Raw genomic sequence first — 17,873 nt, 5'->3', positions numbered from 1 at the left:
TTTGGGCTTCAATATTGCCTTGCAATTTCAGCGAGCTAGGCGGGGAACAGGTCTAAGATGGCGATACCGAGGGCGGCGCAGACCCAGAGGCGGACGCGGATTCAGGAGGAGAAGGAAGAGCTCATCCTGGAGGCGGCGCTGGAGGTGTTCTCGCAGCGTGGATTCCACGGTTCGACGATCGACCAGATCGCCGAGGTCGCGGGCATGTCGAAGCCGAACCTGCTCTATTATTTCCGCACGAAGGAGGCGATGCACCGGGCGCTGATCGACCGCGTTCTGGAGAACTGGCTGGAGCCGCTGGCGGCTTTCGATGCCGAGGGTGATCCAGAGGAGGAGATCCGATCCTATATCCGCCGCAAGCTGGAGATGGCGCGGGATTTTCCGCGCGAAAGCCGGCTTTTCGCCAATGAGGTCCTGCAGGGCGCGCCGCATATCATGGGCGTGCTCGAAGGCCCGCTGAAGGACCTGGTCGACGAGAAGGCCGAGGTTATCCGGGCCTGGATCGCGAGCGGCAAGATCCGCGATTGCGATCCGCATCACATGATTTTCTCGATCTGGTCGACGACGCAGCATTACGCCGATTTCGACGTCCAGGTGAGGGCGGTGCTCGGCAACTCTCGGAACGGCCCCGACCGCTTCGAGGCGGCTGCGCTGTTTTTGGAAAACCTCTTCGTTAATGGGCTGATCCTGAAGCCGTCCGTCAGTCCCTGAGCAGTCCCATCACCAGGAGGCCGGCCGCCGTCACCAGGGCGCCGAGGAAGACTGCGGGGCTTGCCCAGCCATGGCCCAGCAGGCCCTCCAGCAGGATGATGAAGGTCGGCGTCAGATAGCCATAGCCCAGCACCTTGGGGGCCGGCAGGCGCATGGATGCATATTGCAGAAGCATGAAGGTGATGGCCGTCGTGACGATCGAGAGATAGGCTATTGTCGCCCATACCGCGCCCGGCAGAGCGGCAAAATCGGTTTCAGCGAGCGGCACGGCACCCGTCGGCAGCAGCCATGGAATGGTGAAGACGACAACCCAGAAGCCGAAGGCGACAGGGTTCTCACCCTGGCCGAACTTGCGGATCAGCGGCACATAGGCGCCGTGGCAGATGACGCCGACGAAATAGATCAACTCTCCACGGCCGACATCGAAGGATAGGATGGCGCCGATATCGGCGCGGAAGATCACCCAGATGGCGCCGAGGGCCGCGATCACCAAGGCGATCATTACATCAGGCCTCGTCTTCTGGCCGATGAAGAGGAGCGCGAACCCGGCTGATATCAGCGGCATCAGGGTAAAGACGGCGCCGGTCTGCACGGGACTGGTGAATTCGAGGGCCGCAAACATTGTCAACATGTAAACGGCGATGAGACCGCCCAGCAGGGCATAGCGCCAGACGCGACGTGGCTTCGTGAAGGGTACCCCCAGCACTCCGAATGTGAGAACGCCCATGACGACCATGGTCATCAGGTAGCGCCAGAGCGTCAGCGGACCAGCTTCGAGATGCTGGGCCGCCATGCCGCCGAAGGAGAAGGAACCGGCGATCAGAGCGGCAAAGAGCAGCATGGCCGCATGGGCCAGGAGCTTTTCTCGGCCCTTGGCATGGACGGTATGACGATTGGCGGGGGCGGCAGGGAGGTCGAGGTTCTCGGTCATGCTTCATCTCGGGGCCCGGGTCTCCGTCATCCTCGCTGGCGTGACTTGACCTGACCGGCATTCTCATTCATCTGCGGCTTGAGGTGCCGCCGCATTGCGTCGCCTCTGACAGATCCGTCCCGGAGTTAATCGAAAGCGGCCCTGATGACAACGAAGATCGGTTTCCAGGATACAGACCGAAGCACCAGTGCCGTGTTGGAAGAGGTGATCGCCTCGATGGACGGCGAGCACGTCACGCTCAGGCAGATCCTGCAGATTATGGGGGAAAGCGGGCTGCTCTTGCTGTGCGGACTTCTGTCGCTCCCCTTCCTTGTCCCTGTGTCGATCCCGGGCGTGTCCACTGTCTTCGGCGCAGGCATCGTACTGATCGGCGTCGCAATCACCTTCAATCGCTTTCCCTGGCTTCCGGCCAAGGTCGCGGACCGCCAGCTCGACACCGGTCGTCTGGTGCCGGTGCTGGAGCGCGGCCTGAAGATCCTGCGCAAGGTCGACCGTTATGTTCGGCCGCGACTGCTCGGGCTGACGACCGGTGCCGTGGTGAACCGAATCAACGGGCTGGTGCTGACGGCAGCCGGCGTTCTTTTGATGATGCCGCTTTCCTTCATCCCGTTTTCCAACACGCTGCCGGGGGTGGCGATCCTGCTGCTCTCCACCGGGATTTCTCAGCGGGACGGCGCGGTGGTTGCCGCAGGACATCTGATGGTGGTGCTGGCGCTTCTTTATTTCGGCGCGCTCGCCTATGCCGCCGTAGCCGCCGGCCAGAGCCTCGACCTGTTCGGGGGCTGAGGGTGTCTTTCACGAACTCCTGAGACGCATCACGCAATGCGGGGTATCGGGATTTCGCGGCTCTGTGCGTGGCGCTGGGCGAATTCGGCGAAGGCGTCCGCGCTCATTGGCCGGGCAAGCGCGTAGCCCTGCAGGGTGTGGCAGCCGAGGTCGCGCAGGATTGCCGCATGTTCCATCGTCTCGACACCTTCGGCCACGATACCGATGCCGAAGGAACGGCCGATATCGACGATCGAACTGATCAGGCGGCGCTGGGTGGCGTTGGTGACGATCGGGGCGACCAACTGGCGGTCGATCTTCAACCGGCTCGGCGAAAGCTTGATCAGCGACAGGATCGAGGCATAGCCGGTGCCGAAATCATCGATCTCGATGGCGATGCCATGAGCCCTGATCCGCTCCAGGCTTTCAGCCACGGCATCGGCCTTGTCATCGAAGGAGATCGATTCCAGCAGTTCGAAGGACAGGCTGCCCGGCTGCAGCGACAGGGTCTCCAGCCTGTCGATCAGCTTGTCTTCGAACAGGCGCTGCGCCGAGATGTTGACCGAGACATGTCCGATCCCGAGGCCCAGGGCTTTCCAGCGCGATAGCTGGGTCAGGGCTTGCTCCAGAATAGCGGCGTCGATCTGTGCGACGACGTTGAGGCTTTCGGCAATATCGAGGAATTTATCGGGTGTAAGGATGCCCTTTTTCGGGTGGTTCCAGCGGGCAAGTGCTTCGGCGCCGTTGATCTCCAGCGTGGTGGCATCGAACTGCGGCTGGTACCAGGCAACGAAGTCATCTTCGCCGAGCGAGCGCAGGATGGCGTCGGCCGTCTGCTTCACGTTGATCGTGCGAGCGCGCAGACTGTCGTTGAAATGTTCGACGCGATTCCGGCCGCGGCGCTTGGCCTCGTAGAGGGCGATGTCCGCATTCACCAGCAGTTGTTCGGGCGGAATGGCGGCTTCCGGCTGCGTGGCGATGCCGATGGAGGCGCCGACGCGGCATTCGTGACCGTTGTAGACGATGGGCTGGTTGATCGCGGCCACAATCCGCTCGCCGAGTGCCGAGGATTCATCCGAGCGCAGATGTCGGGCGCAGACGACAACGAATTCGTCCCCGCCGATGCGGGCAACGAAATCCTGCGGCTCGACGCATTGCTTCAACTCGTCGGCGACATGGCGCAGGATCGCGTCGCCGGCGCCATGGCCGAGGGTGTCGTTGATTTCCTTGAAGCGGTCGAGGTCGAGATGGAGCACCGTCAGGTGCTGTCGCTCAGTTCCGTCCTTCGGGAAAGTCGCCAGCGTCTGGTCAAGGAAACGACGGTTCGGCAGCCCCGTCAACGCGTCGTGCAGCGAATTGTACTCCATGCGGCGGCGCGCGGTATCAAGGGCGGCGTTCTGCTGCTCCGTCTGCCGCTGGGCCTCGCGCAGTTCCTCCTGAAGAATAACATCTGCGCTGACATCCCAATTGACGCCGAGTACGCTGATGGCCCCTTGCGGGTTGCGGAAGGCCGTGCCGACGGCACGAATATGGCGTATCTCCCCGCCTTCGCGAAAGATTCTGAACTGGGTTTCGTAGTTCGTTCCTTGCTTGATGGCCTCCGCAAGGCAAGTGTCTGCGTGGACGAGATCATCAGGGTGAACGCAAGACTTCCAGACATCGTAACAGGTGCGGACATTGCGATCGACGCCGTAGAGCTGGTACATGCGGTCATCCCACTGGATATCGCCGGAGGCGAGATCGAGTTCCCATATGCCGATGCTGGAGGTTTCTAGGGCGAGACCCAAGCGGTGCGATACCGCTCTCAGCTGCTCCTCCCGTTCGCGCAGGGCGCCATAGTTTTTCTGCCGCTCCGACATGAGCAGCGCAACCCAGATCACCGTCGCGCAGATCATGGTCGCCACCAGGAGCACCATCAGGCGTAGGAAGTTTGACCGGGGTGTCCCTTTGTTCCAGCCTTCCGACGGAATGGCGGCAATCGTCCACTGGTCGTTGCCGAGGTCGATCACCATGCGTACAGGATCGCTGTCGAGGACATAATGGTCGCCGAAGATGATCGATGATCGGGTGTAATCGGCATTTTTCTTGGCGACGACGAGTCGCAAGGGCAGATCATTGGCGAGCAATCCGCTGTCGTCATAAAGACGGGGCAAATCAATCACGCCGACCAGGCCTCCCCAGAAGCGAGGCTCGCCAACGTCGTTGATCATGCCGACGGGCAGCGTGACCACCAGTCCCTGCGATCCATTGTTCAGGGGGGTCGGCCCCTGGATGACCGTCTGGCCGCTCTTGAGGGACCGCAGCAATTTCAGTTCTGCCGGACTGCTCAGCAGGTGCATGCCGATGAAGCTGCGGTTGCGTTCGTAAGGATAAACGAATGCGTTGACCAGATCAGGGGCTGCCACGATATTGCGGATCTGCGAGGGGTTCTCCAGCAGGTTCTCGGCGAGCGTGCTGAAGCGGTATTGCGAGACATAGGGGTCGGTGCTGATGACGGCGACGACACCCTGAAGCAGGCGGATATTAGCGTTGATATTGCCTTCCAGCTTGGTCCGGATAAGGCCGAGCTGTTCCTGCACGGCGCTGCGGCTGTATTCACGGTCAATCTGACGTTGCTGGCTGTCTGCATAAAAGGCGAGCACAGCCACGGCGAAAAGCACGAGAACGCTCGGAATGATGATCTGCAGGCGGTTGCGCCAACCGTCCCGCGCGACCGAATTGTTCGTCTTTCCCGCCATACTGCCGACGCCCGTCTAGGATGAGCCCTCAAAATTGAGGGTTGTGAAGACCTTCACGGACATTGTCAGCGTCAATGGCTAAAGATTCCCTGAATCCCGCACCGAAACAAAGCATTTTCGGGCGGTTTGCCCAATTCCTTAAGGGATCGGGCAAACCTGTTTTTTCCTTATTCTGCAGCCTGGGCGGCCATGGGGTTGTTTGGATGCGTCGTCCAGTTGGCATAGACCGGATCGACGGGCCGGCCGGTGCGCTGGTCCATCGTTCCTGCTTCCAGGCCCACCATGGTGATGCAGTTCTCGACAGGACAGACGTTGACGCAGAGGTTGCAGCCGACGCATTCGTCTTCCATCACCTCGAAGTGGCGGATGCCCTCGACCATGCTGGTGATGGCCTGGTGAGAGGTATCCTCGCAGGCGATGTGGCAGCGGCCGCATTTGATGCAGGCGTCCTGATCGATGCGGGCCTTGGCGATGTAGTTGAGGTTCAAATACTGCCAGTCGGTGACGTTGGGCACGGCGCGGCCGCAGATGTCGTCGAGGCTCGCGTGACCCTTGGCGTCCATCCAGTCGTTGAGGCCCGAGATCATTTCCTGGACGATCTTGAAGCCGTAAGTCATGGCCGCCGTGCAGACCTGGACATTGCCCGCGCCGAGCACGAGGAATTCGGCCGCATCGCGCCAGGTGGTCACGCCGCCGATGCCGGAGATGGGCAGGCCGTAGGTCTCCGGATCGCGGGCAATCTCGGCCACCATATTGAGGGCAATCGGCTTCACCGCCGGGCCGCAATAGCCGCCATGGGTGCCCTTGCCGCCAACGGTGGGCGAGGGGGCGAAGCTGTCGAGATCAACAGAGACGATCGAGTTGATCGTGTTGATCAGCGATACCGCATCGGTGCCGCCGGCCTTGGCCGCGCGGGCGGGCTTGCGGATATCGGCGATATTCGGCGTCAGCTTGGTGATGACGGGCATGCGGGTGTATTGCTTGCACCAGCGCACGACCATCTCGATGTACTCAGGCACCTGACCGACGGCCGCACCCATGCCGCGTTCGGACATGCCGTGCGGACAGCCGAAGTTGAGTTCGATGCCGTCTGCTCCGGTCTCTTCGACCAGCGGCAGGATGGCCTTCCACTCTTCCTCGACGCAAGGGACCATGATTGAGGCGACGAGGGCGCGATCCGGCCAGTTCATCTTGACCTGCTTCATCTCCTGGAGGTTCACCTGCAGGGGACGGTCGGTGATCAGTTCGATGTTGTTGAGGCCCAAGAGCCTGCGGTCGGCGCCCCAGATTGCGCCGTAACGCGGGCCGTTGACATTGACGACCGGCGGGCCTTCCGCGCCCAGGGTCTTCCAGACGACACCGCCCCAGCCCGCCTTGAAGGCGCGTTCGACGTTGTAGGCCTTGTCGGTCGGCGGGGCCGAGGCCAGCCAGAAGGGATTGGGCGACTTGATGCCGACGAAGTTATTGCGAAGATCAGCCATTGTTCAAATCCTCTCGGAGCGGTGCGTCATGCGACTGCGGTCACGCCCGCCGTTAGAACGGCGAGAGAGCGGTTGATGCTTTCGGCCGCATCGCGGCCCATGGCGACGGCAGAGACTGTCAGGTCCTGGCCACCGAAGGCGCAGTCGCCGCCGGCCCAGACACCGGGGATCGAGGTCCGACCTTCGGCGTCGATGGCGATCTTGCCGCCCTCGATCTTCAGGCCGTCCAGACCCTGACCGTCGAGTTTCTGGCCGATCGCGACGAGGATCTGATCTGCCTTGATTTCGGTCGTGTGGCCGGTGCCCCTCATCAGGCCATTTTCGAGGTGGGTGTATTCGAAGGTGATCGCCGAGCAATGTCCGCCGTGATGGGCGACTTCCTTCGGCTGCAGCCAGTGGCGGATGTGAACACCCTTCGAGGTCGCGAGATCCTGCTCGAACTCCGAGGCGTTCATGTGCTCCTTGCCGCGGCGGTAGCAGATGGTGACGTTTTCCGCGCCCAGAAGCTTGGCCTGGACTGCGGCATCGATTGCGGTCATGCCGCCGCCGATGACGACGACGTCGCGACCGACGGGAACGTCAGCCTTGCTGTCAGCCTGACGGAGGTTCGCAATGAATTCGACGGCATCGAGCACGCCGTTCGTGCCGGCGCCGGGAATGTTCAGCCCGTTGACGTTGCCGAGGCCGGCTCCGACGAAGACGGCGTCGTGCTTGGCTTGGAGATCGGCGAGCTTGAAGTCGATGCCCATTTCCTGGCCGTCGAGCACATCGATATTGCCGAGCGACAGGATGTAGTCGACCTCCTTCTGGGCGAAATCATTGGGTGTCTTATAGGCGGCGATGCCGTATTCGTTGAGGCCGCCGGCTTTTTCGCGGGCTTCGTAGATGGTGACCTGATGGCCGTGCATGGCCAGTCGATGGGCGGCGGCGAGACCAGCGGGACCGGCGCCGACGATGCCGACTGTCTTGCCGCTTGAAGCTGCCGGGCGATAGAACTGGCGGCCCTCGTCAATGGCGATGTCGGTTGCATAGCGTTGCAGGCGACCGATTTCGACGGGGCGCTCTTCCGCCGTGTTGCGCACGCAGGCCTCTTCGCAGAGCGTTTCGGTCGGACAGACGCGGGCGCACATGCCGCCGAGGATGTTCTGGTCGAAGATGGTCTTGGCGGCGCCGAGCGGATTGCCAGTCGATATCTGCCGGATGAACATCGGGATATCGATGGCGGTGGGACAGGCGGTCATGCAGGGCGCGTCATGACAGAAGTAACATCTGTCGGAGGCGACCAGCGCCTCGTGGTCGCCGAAGCGGGGATGCAGGTCGGAGAAATTCTTTGCATAATCGGCAGCGTCAAGCCGCCCGGCCCTGAGGCCCGGTTCCAGTCTTCGCATCGCAGTTCCCTCTTTTATATCCGAAGCGATACAGGGAAGCGTAGTCCAGGTTCAAACTTTTATCAAACGGTAAAAATTTACATCCGGCGCCGCGAAAAGCCCTGAAATGGTGGGTTTTGACTGATGTCAAGCGAAGCGGTGACGTGCAGGCGTACCGTCCGGCAAACGCCGTTCTTATTCCGTGTAAACATGAGGAGAGAGGTCAACTTAATACTTTACTCCATTTGTCATGTTTTGTATGGCTAGCGGAACATCGGAAACGACCGAGTCCAGCGACGGCCGTTCAGGGAGACAGGACATCATGGCGAAGAAGAACAAGCGTGCGCAACAGAAGCCTTCGAGTGCTGTTGCAAGCACCCAACAGGCACAGCGTCAGCAGCCCGACGTCAAGAGTTTCCTTTATGTCGGCGGGCGCGACTGCCAGGTCGCGCATCTGCGTCAGATCGCCAGCAATTTCGGTGCGGAACTGATCCATCATGACGGCGGTTTACGGGAAGCGGTATCTCGGATCGACACGGTGTTGCCCTCTGTCGACTGCGTCTTCTGCCCAATCGACTGTATCAGTCATGATGCGTGTCTGCGCGTGAAAAGCGGTTGCAAGAAGTTCGGCAAGACGTTCATTCCGCTGCGGAACGGTTCGAAATCCAGTCTCGAGCGCGCCTTGCAGACACTCAATGAAAGGAATTCGGACGCATGAGCAGAGACGTTGGCGACAAGAGTGGTGGCTTCGGTTCGTTTCACGAGCTCGCACGGCAACGCGGCGAGGGGCTATTGCCCGAGCTGGCTGAGGCCTTGATGCAACGGCCTGTGGAAAACGAAGTGACGAAATGCGAAATCATCACTTTGCCGGCCTTGCACGAACGGACATCTGATACCATGTACGTCGCGTCAATCGGGGCATCCGCCCTCGTCTTAGAATTCCCCGCGCCCCGGTGGCAGCGAAACGCGTCTGCGAGGCGCTAGTTTCGCAGCAACCCGGCGGGGGTAGAGGAACTCTCGCATGAGCGCCCAGGAAACCATGGCCAAACCCGCCTTGAAGGTCGTGCCGATCCTCCCCTCTCTCGATTTTGCCCAGACGCGCGATTTCTATGTGGGCAATCTCGGTTTCGAAGAGGTGGAATTCGCCTGCGACGATTATCTGGTGATCCACCGCGGCGGCCTCGAACTTCAGTTCTGGCTCAGCGACGATCCGTTCCAGTGCCAGAACAGTTCCGTTTTCTTTCGATCCGAAGCCGTGCGCGACATCTATCGTGATCTCTGCGATCGCGGCATCGAGGCCGTGGTGCCAAGAGACACCCATGGCGAGCCGACACGGTTCCACGTCCGCGACCCGCATGGAAACCTGCTGATGTTCGGTGGCTCTCCGTTGCGGGCGGCCGCGCATTGACATCGCGAGTCATTCTGCGGCCTTAGCGACGCGCGCTGTTCCTCTGCTGGAGGTTCCGCGACGGCGCATAACTGCCGCTGCCGCGAGCAGGAGCCATGAGCCGATCAGCGTCAAGCCGCCAGTCGGCGCTGCCATGGGAAACAGTCCGCTGCCGAGGAAATGACGCGCGACGAGATCGCCGGCAAAGAGCACCGTCCCCAGAAGCATTCCGACTGCGACCAATTTCGCGAGCCTGACGCGCTCTCCGGCCACGGACAGCGCGACGAGTGCGGGGGCATGGGCAAGGCAGATCGTCGAGGCGGGCCGCAGCAGCGCCTCGCCGCCGGCATGGCTGGCCGCCGCCGCCAGCCCGACGCCCGCCGCACCGATGAGCCCGGCCGCGACGATTTGCCAGCGGTTGTCTTCGAGGATCGTCATCGGCCTCACTCCTTGTTCTGCATGTGGAAGGCCAGTTTCTCGACCGGCGGCCAGATGATTTCGCGCAGTTTCGGGTTTTCGATCGTCTCGTCCATCGCCTGGCGGAAGCAGAGCAGCCACTCGTCCCGCTCGAGCGGCCCGATCTCGGCGACGAAATGGCGCCGCCGCAGCATCGGATGACCGCGCTTTTCCATGTAGATAGGCGGGCCGCCGAGATAGCCGGTCAGATATTCGTAGAACTTCTCCGCGCTGCCGGCGAGATCGGGCGGATGCACCGCCCGGCAATGGGCGGCCTCTGGCAGGGTGTCCATAAGCTGGTAAAATCGATCGGTGAGCGCCCGCACGGTTTCGTCGCCGCCGATGGCCTCGTAAAGGGTGATTGTCTCTTCGTTCATGTCCAATATCCAATGCCCGTGCGGTCTTTTCGCCCGTTCGGTCGATCGTGGCAATGGGCAGGCAAAGTGCCGTGGCAATGCGGCGCAGCGAGATTTGCCGATCGTCAGGCCGACATCGTCCGACCGGTCGGCCTCTCCGGGATCCGGCGTGATGCGTGCGACGCAACAAAAGCGGGACAATCACCCCTCGTCATGCCATAAGGGCGCCGAATTCCAGCAGGCGCCCTTTCCATGATCCGCATCGAAAACATCTCCAAGCAGCTCAGCCACCGTATCCTGTTCATTGAGGCCTCGGCCGCGCTCAATCGCGGCGAGAAGATCGGCCTCGTCGGCCCGAACGGTGCCGGCAAGACCTCGCTTTTCCGCATGATCATCGGCCACGAGCTGCCCGACGAGGGACAGGTCTCCGTCGATAAGGGCGTGTCGATCGGCTATTTCAACCAGGACGTCGGCGAAATGTCCGGTCGCTCGGCGGTGGCCGAGGTGATGGACGGGGCAGGGCCGGTCAGCGAAGTCGCCGCCGAATTGCGGGAACTCGAAGCGGCCATGGTCGATCCAGACCGGATGGACGAGATGGACCAGATCATCGAGCGCTATGGCGAGGTGCAGGCGCGCTACGAGGAACTCGACGGCTATGCGCTCGACGGGCGGGCGCGCGAGGTTCTCGCTGGCCTTTCCTTCACCGAAGCGATGATGGACGGCGATGTCGGCGCGCTTTCGGGCGGCTGGAAGATGCGTGTGGCGCTCGCCCGCATTCTCCTGATGCGGCCGGACGTGATGCTGCTCGACGAACCGTCGAACCATCTCGATCTCGAAAGCCTGATCTGGCTCGAGCAGTTCCTCAAAGGCTACGAGGGCGCGCTTTTGATGACCTCGCACGACCGGGAGTTCATGAACCGAATCGTCAACAAGATCATCGAGATCGATGCCGGCCAGCTCAACAGCTATTCCGGCGATTATGAATTCTACGAGGGCCAGCGGGCGCAGAACGAGAAGCAGCAGCAGGCGCAGTTCGAGCGCCAGCAGGCGATGCTGGCCAAGGAAATCAAGTTCATCGAACGTTTCAAGGCGCGGGCGTCCCACGCTTCCCAGGTGCAGAGCCGGGTGAAGAAGCTGGAAAAGATCGACCGCGTCGAGCCGCCGAAGCGCCGCCAGGTCGTCGCCTTCGAGTTCCAGCCGGCGCCGCGTTCCGGCGAAGACGTGATCGCGGTCAAGAACGTCTCCAAGCGTTACGGCGACAAGGTCATCTATGACGGTTTCGACTTCATGGTCCGCCGCAAGGAGCGTTGGTGCATCATGGGCATCAACGGCGCCGGAAAGTCGACGCTGCTGAAGCTCGTCGCGGGCGATTCGAAGCCGGACGAAGGCACCGTGTCGATCGGCGCCAGCGTCAAGATGGGTTACTTCGCCCAGCATGCGATGGACGTGCTCGACGGCGAGATGACCATCTTCGAAATGCTGGAAACGACGTTTCCGCGCGCAGGCCAGGCGCCGCTTCGGGCCCTTGCCGGCTGCTTCGGCTTTTCCGGCGACGACATCGACAAGCGGGTGCGGGTTCTCTCGGGCGGCGAAAAGGCGCGTCTCGTCATGGCCATCATGCTGTTCGACCCGCCGAACCTGCTCGTTCTCGACGAGCCGACCAACCACCTCGACCTCGATACCAAGGAAATGCTGATCAAGGCGCTCTCCCAGTTCGAGGGCACCATGCTCTTCGTCAGCCACGACCGCCATTTCCTCGCCGCACTCTCGAACCGGGTGCTGGAGATCACGCCCGAAGGCGTGTTGCAGTATGGCGGGGGATATACCGAGTATGTCGAGCGCACAGGGCACGAGGCGCCGGGCTTGCGGGGGTGAAGATCATGAGCGGGTGTCGCGGCGCGATATCCGCTCAAAGAGGTCTGGCCCACACGCAAAAACGCGTATGTCTTCCGACTTTTATGGTCCCGGATTTCTTGAAAATGGCGCACCCGACAGGATTCGAACCTGTGACCTTTGGAATCGGAATCCAACACTCTATCCAGCTGAGCTACGGGTGCTTCCGACGGGCGAGGTTGACTCGACCGTTCCGAAAGCGGTCATAGCCTAGTCCAAGGCGCCCTTCAATCGCAAAAAGCGGGAGGAACCGGCTTTCTGGCGACGCGGGCTTCATGATTCTGAGGGAATGGCCGTTCAGTGGTCAAATATCCAGAAATGGCCTATGGAGATCTCTCGAAATTCTGGAAAATGGCTGAATAATGATCAAAATCAGGGAATTCCGGATCGGTCTAGGCTAGTGCCGGCTTGTGGTGTCGCTTTTTACCGTTAAGATCGGCAGCAATTGGAGGTAGCCGCCGACGAACGGTGGTGCCCGGGGGCAGCGAACAATGGCGAAACAATGCCGGAACTGGTGAAAGACGAATTCGTGCCAAATCCAGCCAAACTCGACTTCTCCGTCATGGAGGATGCGGTCGGTTATCGGTTGAGACGGGCGCAGCTGGCGGTTTTCCAGCATTTCAACGAGGCATTTTCATCCAAGGGCCTGCGGCCGACGGATTTTGCGGTCCTGCTGCTGCTCACGCATAACGAGGGTGCCAAGCAGAGCGAAGTGGCGGAGGCTCTGGGAATTCAGCGGGCCAATTTCGTTGCGATCGTCGATGGGCTGGAGAACAAGGGCTTCATCGAGCGGCGCAAGTCCGAAACGGACCGCCGGGTGCAGTCGCTCTACATGACGCCGGCCGGTGCCGATTATCTGCAGGAACTGATGCCGATCTGGGAGGATCATGAGCGGTGGGTGCTCGAGCAACTCGGCGGGATCGCCGAACGGGACAGCGTCAATCGGCTGTTGAGGCGGTTTTACGACTAAGCCTACGCAGGCGGCTTCACTCTATATCAGCGGCAGCGCAGCAAGGCCTCGTCGACCAGAAGGTTGGCGATCTTCATGCGCGTGGTCGCCTGGTCGCGGAAATCGGGGTGAATGCGATCGGGATGGTTGAGGCGCGCAAAGGCGCGACGCTTCTCGTTCAGCGTTTCCCGGTCGTCGGCCAGGGTTATGGCGAGATCGACGACAATCTCTTCGATCGAGAGCCGGCCCAGCCAGTCCGGGGGTGTCGGCTCCGGCGGGGCGGGAGGTGGTTCCGCCTCGGGAGCCTCCCCCATCAGAAAGAGATAGGCCTCGCGCCTGCGGTTCTCGTCTTCCGGGGCAGCTGAAACCCGCTCCGGCGCAAAGCTTGCGCCAAGACCATCGATGCGGAAGTGCGGCTCGCGGGGGCTTAGGTCTTCGTCCGGCTCCTCCTCGGCAAGTCGGTCGACGACGGACTGGAACAGGGATTTGCCAAACAGCATCGGTGGCCTTCAGGAGTGCCCGGCGGGGCGGCGGGCTGGTGCAACAGAGCTCAAACTACAAACATGCGGGGATGGAGCCGAGCTTGCGCCGGAGAGCCGACGCGCGGCCGCGACGTCCGGACGAACGTGCCGCCTGCCTGTTTCCCGGTCGGGCCCCGTCTTGATCAGCTCTGCGACTGGCTCTGGCTTTGCGCCTTGTCTTCCACCACCACCTTGACGGTCAGATCTTCGGCCGCGAGTCCCATGCGCAGGCCGGAGACAGGGGCCGCGTCGGTATAGGAAAGCCCGGTCGCGATGCGGACATAGCGGGTGTCGGGGCAGTGGTTGTTGGCGGCGTCGAAGCCGACCCAGCCGAGACCAGGCAGATGCACTTCCGCCCAGGCATGGGTCGCCGTCTGCTCGGTCCGGTCGTCCATCATCAGGTAACCGGAGACGTAACGGGCCGGCAGGTTCATCAGCCGTGCCGAGGCGATGAAGACATGGGCGTGATCCTGACACACGCCGCGCCCGGCTTCCAGCGCTTGTTCGGCGGTGGTTTCCGTCCCGGTCGAGCCGGTCTCATAGACCACGGCGGCATGCAGCTTGCCCATCAGGTCGTGCATTTTCGCCAGTTCGTTTTCGCCCGTCAGGCTGCGCATCAGTTCGCGGGTTAGTTTCCCCGGCTTGGTCAGGGGCGTGTCGCGCAGGTAGAGCCAGAGCGGTACATAACCCAGGTGCTGTCCAAAGACCCCGGCACGATCTTCCGTCTCGACCTCGCCGCTCGCCGCGATGTGGATGCTGTGGCTCGGCCCCTCCGTGGAGACCAGGTGGGTGTGGTTACCGAACTGGTCGTTGAAGCCCGCCTCGACCTTGGCGCCGTCGACCGCGATGTTCCAGGCATGCACGGTCTGGCCCGGGCTGCTGCAGGGGGTCAGTCGAAGGCGCTGCAGCGAATACTGCACCGGGTCGTCGTAGCGATACTCGGTCGTGTGGGTGATGTGCAAACGCATGAAATCGTTCCTGCTCAGCTGTAGAACCGGTAACCCTCGGTGATTTCGTTGCCCAGCTTGTTGTTGCTGGCGATGAAACCGTCGAGGAATTCGTGCAGTCCCTGGTCCATGATGGTGCCGATCGTGGTCGATTTCAGCGTCGACAATACGCTGTCCGCGGTCTCATGGGCCGGCAGTCGGTGCGCATAATCCTTGGCGAGATAACCGAGGTTGGAGGTAATCTTCTCGTAGCAATAAGCAAGCGAGCGGGGCATCTGGCCGTTGAGGATCAGGAAGTCGGCGATGTTGGCCGCCTTGTACTCGCCGTCATAGACCCAGCGATAGGAGCGGTGGGCAGACACCGAGCGCAGGATCGATTCCCACTGCATGTTGTCGAGCGAGGAGCCGACATGGGTGATCGCCGGCAATAGCACGTAGTATTTGACGTCGAGGATGCGGCTCGTATTGTCGGCCCGCTCGATGAAGGTGCCGATGCGGGCGAAATTGTAGATCTCGTTTCTGAGCATCGAGCCGTGGAAGGCGCCGCGGATCAGGCCGGCGCGGCGCTTCACTGTGTCGATGACTTCCGGAAGGTCAGCCGATTTCAGCTTGCGGGCGAGCATCTGCTTGAGCTCGATCCAGCACTCGTTGGTCGCCTCCCAGGTTTCGCGGGTCAGAGCCGTGCGCACCATGCGGGCGTTGTTGCGGCCGGCGTCGATGCAGGACATGACGCTTGAGGGATTGGCCGGGTCGCGAAGCATGAAATCAATCGCATCCGAGGCGGTGACCTTGCCACGCCGCTCGGCAAAAAGCGGACGCACGTCAGCGCTGTTCAAAACCGCATCCCAGTCTTCGTCCGAGGCGCCCGAGCGGGTGAGGGACATCCGTAGGCCCGCATCGACGAGACGGGCGATGTTTTCGGCCCTTTCGATGTAGCGAAACATCCAAAAGAGGCCGTTGGCAGTTCTTCCGAGCATGACCATGTCAGTCCTCCAATACCCAGGTGTCCTTGGTGCCGCCGCCCTGGCTGGAATTGACCACGAGCGAACCCTGCTTGAGGGCCACGCGGGTCAAGCCGCCGGGGATGATCTGCACCTTGTCGGAGACGAGGACATAAGGACGAAGGTCGACGTGGCGGGGGGCAATCCCCTTGTTGACCAGGATCGGCACCGTCGACAGCGACAGTGTTGGCTGGGCAATATAGTTGCTGGGTCGCGCCTTCAGCTTTTCGGCGAAGTCGGCGCGCTCCTTCTTCGAGGCCGTCGGGCCGACCAGCATGCCGTAGCCGCCGGAGCCGTGCACCTCCTTGACCACCAGTTCTTCGAGATGCTCGAGCACGTATTTGAGGCTGTCGGCCTCCGAACAGCGCCAGGTCGGCACGTTTTCGAGCAGCGCCTTGCGGCCGGTGTAGAATTCGACGATTTCTGGCATGTAGCTGTAGATCGCCTTGTCGTCGGAAATGCCGGTGCCGGGCGCATTGGCAATGGTGATATTGCCGGCGCGGTAGACATCCATGATCCCGGGCACGCCGAGACAGCTGTCGGGACGGAAGGTGAGCGGATCGAGGAAGTCGTCGTCGACGCGGCGGTAGAGCACGTCGATGGCCTCGTAGCCGCGCGTCGTGCGCATCTTCACCTTGCCGTCGATGACGCGCAGGTCCGAGCCTTCCACCAGTTCGACGCCCATCATGTCGGCGAGGAAGGAATGCTCGTAATAGGCGGAATTATAGATGCCGGGCGTCAGCACCGCGACGCGCGGCTTGCCCTTGCAGCCGGGAGGCGCGAGCGAGGCGAGCGACTGGCGCAGAAGATAGGGGTAATCCTCGACGCGCTGTACCTTGTTGAGCTGGAAGAGCTCGGGGAACATCTGCATCATGGTTTCCCGGTTCTCCAGCATATAGGAGACGCCGGAGGGCGTGCGGGCATTGTCTTCCAGCACGTAGAACTGGTCTTCGCCAGTACGGACGATGTCGGTGCCGACGATGTGGGTATAGACGCCGCCGGGCGGGCGGAAGCCGATCATCTCGGGCAGGAAGGCGACGTTCTTCTCGATCAACTCGCGGGGAATGCGGCCCGCCTTGATGATCTCCTGCTTGTGGTAGATGTCGTCGAGAAAGGCGTTGAGCGCCAGCACGCGCTGTTCGATGCCGAGGGCCAGCTTGCGCCACTCGCGGCCGGAGATGATGCGCGGGATAATGTCGAAGGGGATGAGCTTTTCGGAGGAGTCCTCGTGACCATAGACCGCAAAGGTAATGCCGGTCTTGCGGAAGATGTTCTCCGCGTCCCTGGACTTCGCCAAGAGCCTTGCGGGATCCTGGCTGGAGTACCAGTCGTGGTAGTTCTGATAGGGTACACGCGGCCCGTTGTCCGCGGTGATCATTTCATCAAATGCCAATGGCGCCGTCCCCTTTTTTTGTCATTTGAGTACAACCATTTTGGCAATGCAAGCGGTCCACGCCGGAGGTGACGAAGAATTTTCCACCTTGGGCGGATGTCAATAAAATCGGCATTTGCCTAATGTTAAGACTCCTGATCGGCTTTATTTCTCGTTTTTGGGTGCTTCGCAGCCGGGTCGCCAATCCTCAACCTGCGCTGACCAGAAGTTTTTGGACAGGTTCTGCTCAAAAACTAGTCGATTGGTCGGTGGAAAAAATTGCCGTTGTCCTGTAAGGAAAACTGAAGAGGGACTGCAGCAAAAGTCCTTTGAACTGCGGAGGCTCCGGCGTTAGGTTGCCGGTGCCCTTTCCTGCGCGCAGTTTCACTCATGTCCTCACTCTCCTTGCTTTCCGCAGGCCTTGCGCTTTGCCAACTTACCCTCTTCGCGGTCCTGCACTGGCGGGGGCCGCAATATCGTCTGCGCGAACCCGTCAGCGACTACGGCACGGGCCCGCTGCGCTCACTCTTTGCGGTTTATGTGCTCACCGGTTGCGCGGCTGTCGCCAGCCTGGGCGCGGCGGTGGCTGTTTCGCAACGCTTGCCGCTGCGGGCCGGCGTCTATCTGCTGCTGCTCGCGGTCATCAGGCTGGGCGTGTTGCGCTTTCCGACTGATCTCGGCGGCATGGCGAAGAGCAGGACCGGCCGGCTGCATCTCTTGTTCGCGATAGCAGGCTTTGCTCTCGTCTATATGGCGGTCGATGTGCTGAACGGGGCGGCAGAACGTGTGGTTTCCCTTGCCGCTCTGCCCTGGCTCTCCGGCCTGCATCTGATCGCGACCGTGTCGCTGGCCGCAACCGTTGTTGCGCTCCTTCCCGCCCTTCGAGCGCTCTTCGGCTTTGCAGAACGGGCATTCATCCTCTCGACCATGGTCTGGCTCGGCCTGTTTGCTTTCGCGGTCGCATGACGACTGTTTCCTTCTCACCAGTAAAAGATCCT

Annotated in this window: 17 protein-coding genes and 1 tRNA gene; 7 read left to right on the top strand and 11 right to left on the bottom strand. The window is 61.5% G+C overall.

Annotated elements, in window-relative coordinates; translation table 11 throughout:
• Positions 1 to 57 precede the first annotated feature (57 nt).
• Entirely contained in the window at positions 58 to 711 is a 654-nt protein-coding gene (locus FJQ55_RS13685; RefSeq protein ID WP_140828667.1) for a TetR family transcriptional regulator C-terminal domain-containing protein, read from the top strand.
• Here FJQ55_RS13685 and FJQ55_RS13680 read toward each other — a convergent pair.
• Complete coding sequence (locus tag FJQ55_RS13680; protein WP_140828665.1) at positions 701 to 1,642, bottom strand: DMT family transporter; 942 nt, start codon at positions 1,640 to 1,642, stop codon at positions 701 to 703. The two genes, FJQ55_RS13685 and FJQ55_RS13680, sit on opposite strands and share 11 nt — an antisense overlap.
• Positions 1,643 to 1,786: 144 nt before the next feature.
• Between FJQ55_RS13680 and FJQ55_RS13675 the strand changes: the two genes are divergently transcribed.
• Positions 1,787 to 2,428, top strand: a complete 642-nt coding sequence (locus FJQ55_RS13675; RefSeq protein ID WP_140828663.1) for an exopolysaccharide biosynthesis protein — start codon at positions 1,787 to 1,789, stop codon at positions 2,426 to 2,428.
• Positions 2,429 to 2,457: 29 nt separating this feature from the next.
• On the opposite strand, the gene FJQ55_RS13670 is transcribed toward FJQ55_RS13675, so the two are convergent.
• From FJQ55_RS13670 to FJQ55_RS13660, 3 genes are all read right to left on the bottom strand, one after another.
• Positions 2,458 to 5,145: a bifunctional diguanylate cyclase/phosphodiesterase gene (locus FJQ55_RS13670; protein ID WP_140828661.1), complete on the bottom strand. Its 2,688-nt coding sequence runs from the start codon at positions 5,143 to 5,145 to the stop codon at positions 2,458 to 2,460.
• A gap of 167 nt (positions 5,146 to 5,312) precedes the next feature.
• A complete protein-coding gene (preA, locus tag FJQ55_RS13665; RefSeq protein WP_140828659.1) occupies positions 5,313 to 6,626 on the bottom strand; it encodes an NAD-dependent dihydropyrimidine dehydrogenase subunit PreA in 1,314 nt (437 codons plus the stop codon).
• 26 nt (positions 6,627 to 6,652) lie between these two features.
• On the bottom strand, positions 6,653 to 8,014 hold the full coding sequence (locus tag FJQ55_RS13660) for an NAD(P)-dependent oxidoreductase (RefSeq protein ID WP_140828657.1): 1,362 nt from the start codon (positions 8,012 to 8,014) through the stop codon (positions 6,653 to 6,655).
• Positions 8,015 to 8,315: 301 nt separating this feature from the next.
• Between FJQ55_RS13660 and FJQ55_RS13655 the strand changes: the two genes are divergently transcribed.
• Both FJQ55_RS13655 and FJQ55_RS13645 read left to right on the top strand, forming a co-directional pair.
• Complete coding sequence (locus FJQ55_RS13655; protein ID WP_140828656.1) at positions 8,316 to 8,711, top strand: DUF2325 domain-containing protein; 396 nt, start codon at positions 8,316 to 8,318, stop codon at positions 8,709 to 8,711.
• A 303-nt stretch (positions 8,712 to 9,014) separates the two neighbouring features.
• Positions 9,015 to 9,401, top strand: coding sequence for a VOC family protein (locus FJQ55_RS13645; RefSeq protein ID WP_140828652.1), 387 nt, complete (start codon positions 9,015 to 9,017; stop codon positions 9,399 to 9,401).
• 9 nt (positions 9,402 to 9,410) lie between these two features.
• Here the strand turns inward: FJQ55_RS13645 and FJQ55_RS13640 are convergent, their stop codons facing one another.
• Both FJQ55_RS13640 and FJQ55_RS13635 read right to left on the bottom strand, forming a co-directional pair.
• A complete protein-coding gene (locus tag FJQ55_RS13640) occupies positions 9,411 to 9,818 on the bottom strand; it encodes a DUF423 domain-containing protein (RefSeq protein ID WP_140828651.1) in 408 nt (135 codons plus the stop codon).
• Positions 9,819 to 9,823: 5 nt separating this feature from the next.
• On the bottom strand, positions 9,824 to 10,213 hold the full coding sequence (locus FJQ55_RS13635) for a group II truncated hemoglobin (RefSeq protein ID WP_140828649.1): 390 nt from the start codon (positions 10,211 to 10,213) through the stop codon (positions 9,824 to 9,826).
• A gap of 231 nt (positions 10,214 to 10,444) precedes the next feature.
• Between FJQ55_RS13635 and FJQ55_RS13630 the strand changes: the two genes are divergently transcribed.
• Positions 10,445 to 12,067 carry an ABC-F family ATP-binding cassette domain-containing protein gene (locus FJQ55_RS13630; RefSeq protein ID WP_140828648.1) on the top strand — a complete coding sequence of 541 codons (1,623 nt, stop codon included), beginning with the start codon at positions 10,445 to 10,447 and terminating at the stop codon, positions 12,065 to 12,067.
• 105 nt (positions 12,068 to 12,172) lie between these two features.
• On the opposite strand, the gene FJQ55_RS13625 is transcribed toward FJQ55_RS13630, so the two are convergent.
• Positions 12,173 to 12,249: transfer RNA gene (locus FJQ55_RS13625), tRNA-Arg, on the bottom strand.
• A 338-nt stretch (positions 12,250 to 12,587) separates the two neighbouring features.
• On the opposite strand from FJQ55_RS13625, the gene FJQ55_RS13620 reads away from it, so the two are divergent.
• Positions 12,588 to 13,055, top strand: a complete 468-nt coding sequence (locus FJQ55_RS13620) for a MarR family winged helix-turn-helix transcriptional regulator (protein ID WP_246085101.1) — start codon at positions 12,588 to 12,590, stop codon at positions 13,053 to 13,055.
• Positions 13,056 to 13,081: 26 nt separating this feature from the next.
• Here the strand turns inward: FJQ55_RS13620 and FJQ55_RS13615 are convergent, their stop codons facing one another.
• From FJQ55_RS13615 to FJQ55_RS13600, 4 genes are all read right to left on the bottom strand, one after another.
• Entirely contained in the window at positions 13,082 to 13,534 is a 453-nt protein-coding gene (locus FJQ55_RS13615) for a hypothetical protein (protein WP_140828646.1), read from the bottom strand.
• Between the two features lie 164 nt (positions 13,535 to 13,698).
• Positions 13,699 to 14,523, bottom strand: coding sequence for a transglutaminase family protein (locus FJQ55_RS13610; RefSeq protein ID WP_140828644.1), 825 nt, complete (start codon positions 14,521 to 14,523; stop codon positions 13,699 to 13,701).
• Between the two features lie 14 nt (positions 14,524 to 14,537).
• Positions 14,538 to 15,479 (bottom strand): alpha-E domain-containing protein, encoded by a 942-nt coding sequence (locus FJQ55_RS13605; protein ID WP_140829295.1) that lies wholly within the window; start codon positions 15,477 to 15,479, stop codon positions 14,538 to 14,540.
• A gap of 7 nt (positions 15,480 to 15,486) precedes the next feature.
• Positions 15,487 to 16,896, bottom strand: coding sequence for a circularly permuted type 2 ATP-grasp protein (locus FJQ55_RS13600; RefSeq protein WP_140828642.1), 1,410 nt, complete (start codon positions 16,894 to 16,896; stop codon positions 15,487 to 15,489).
• A gap of 369 nt (positions 16,897 to 17,265) precedes the next feature.
• On the opposite strand from FJQ55_RS13600, the gene FJQ55_RS13595 reads away from it, so the two are divergent.
• A complete protein-coding gene (locus tag FJQ55_RS13595) occupies positions 17,266 to 17,841 on the top strand; it encodes a DUF998 domain-containing protein (protein ID WP_140828640.1) in 576 nt (191 codons plus the stop codon).
• Positions 17,842 to 17,873: the final 32 nt, after the last annotated feature.

It is taken from the genome of Rhizobium glycinendophyticum, from assembly GCF_006443685.1.
GTDB lineage: Bacteria > Pseudomonadota > Alphaproteobacteria > Rhizobiales > Rhizobiaceae > Allorhizobium > Allorhizobium glycinendophyticum.
The sequence above is the reverse complement of the archived record's forward strand: the minus strand, read 5'-3'. Positions and strand labels throughout refer to the sequence as shown.

Excerpts from the sequence above, each read along its gene's own strand:
- FJQ55_RS13680 (WP_140828665.1), bottom strand. The coding sequence starts at position 1,642 with ATGACCGAGAACCTCGACCTCCCTGCCGCCCCCGCCAATCGTCATACC.
- FJQ55_RS13660 (WP_140828657.1), bottom strand. The coding sequence starts at position 8,014 with ATGCGAAGACTGGAACCGGGCCTCAGGGCCGGGCGGCTTGACGCTGCC.
- FJQ55_RS13610 (WP_140828644.1), bottom strand. The coding sequence starts at position 14,523 with ATGCGTTTGCACATCACCCACACGACCGAGTATCGCTACGACGACCCG.
- FJQ55_RS13630 (WP_140828648.1), top strand. The coding sequence starts at position 10,445 with ATGATCCGCATCGAAAACATCTCCAAGCAGCTCAGCCACCGTATCCTG.
- FJQ55_RS13605 (WP_140829295.1), bottom strand. The coding sequence starts at position 15,479 with ATGCTCGGAAGAACTGCCAACGGCCTCTTTTGGATGTTTCGCTACATC.
- FJQ55_RS13675 (WP_140828663.1), top strand. The coding sequence starts at position 1,787 with ATGACAACGAAGATCGGTTTCCAGGATACAGACCGAAGCACCAGTGCC.
- FJQ55_RS13640 (WP_140828651.1), bottom strand. The coding sequence starts at position 9,818 with ATGACGATCCTCGAAGACAACCGCTGGCAAATCGTCGCGGCCGGGCTC.
- preA (WP_140828659.1), bottom strand. The coding sequence starts at position 6,626 with ATGGCTGATCTTCGCAATAACTTCGTCGGCATCAAGTCGCCCAATCCC.
- FJQ55_RS13655 (WP_140828656.1), top strand. The coding sequence starts at position 8,316 with ATGGCGAAGAAGAACAAGCGTGCGCAACAGAAGCCTTCGAGTGCTGTT.
- FJQ55_RS13615 (WP_140828646.1), bottom strand. The coding sequence starts at position 13,534 with ATGCTGTTTGGCAAATCCCTGTTCCAGTCCGTCGTCGACCGACTTGCC.
- FJQ55_RS13670 (WP_140828661.1), bottom strand. The coding sequence starts at position 5,145 with ATGGCGGGAAAGACGAACAATTCGGTCGCGCGGGACGGTTGGCGCAAC.
- FJQ55_RS13645 (WP_140828652.1), top strand. The coding sequence starts at position 9,015 with ATGAGCGCCCAGGAAACCATGGCCAAACCCGCCTTGAAGGTCGTGCCG.
- FJQ55_RS13685 (WP_140828667.1), top strand. The coding sequence starts at position 58 with ATGGCGATACCGAGGGCGGCGCAGACCCAGAGGCGGACGCGGATTCAG.
- FJQ55_RS13635 (WP_140828649.1), bottom strand. The coding sequence starts at position 10,213 with ATGAACGAAGAGACAATCACCCTTTACGAGGCCATCGGCGGCGACGAA.
- FJQ55_RS13595 (WP_140828640.1), top strand. The coding sequence starts at position 17,266 with ATGTCCTCACTCTCCTTGCTTTCCGCAGGCCTTGCGCTTTGCCAACTT.
- FJQ55_RS13620 (WP_246085101.1), top strand. The coding sequence starts at position 12,588 with ATGCCGGAACTGGTGAAAGACGAATTCGTGCCAAATCCAGCCAAACTC.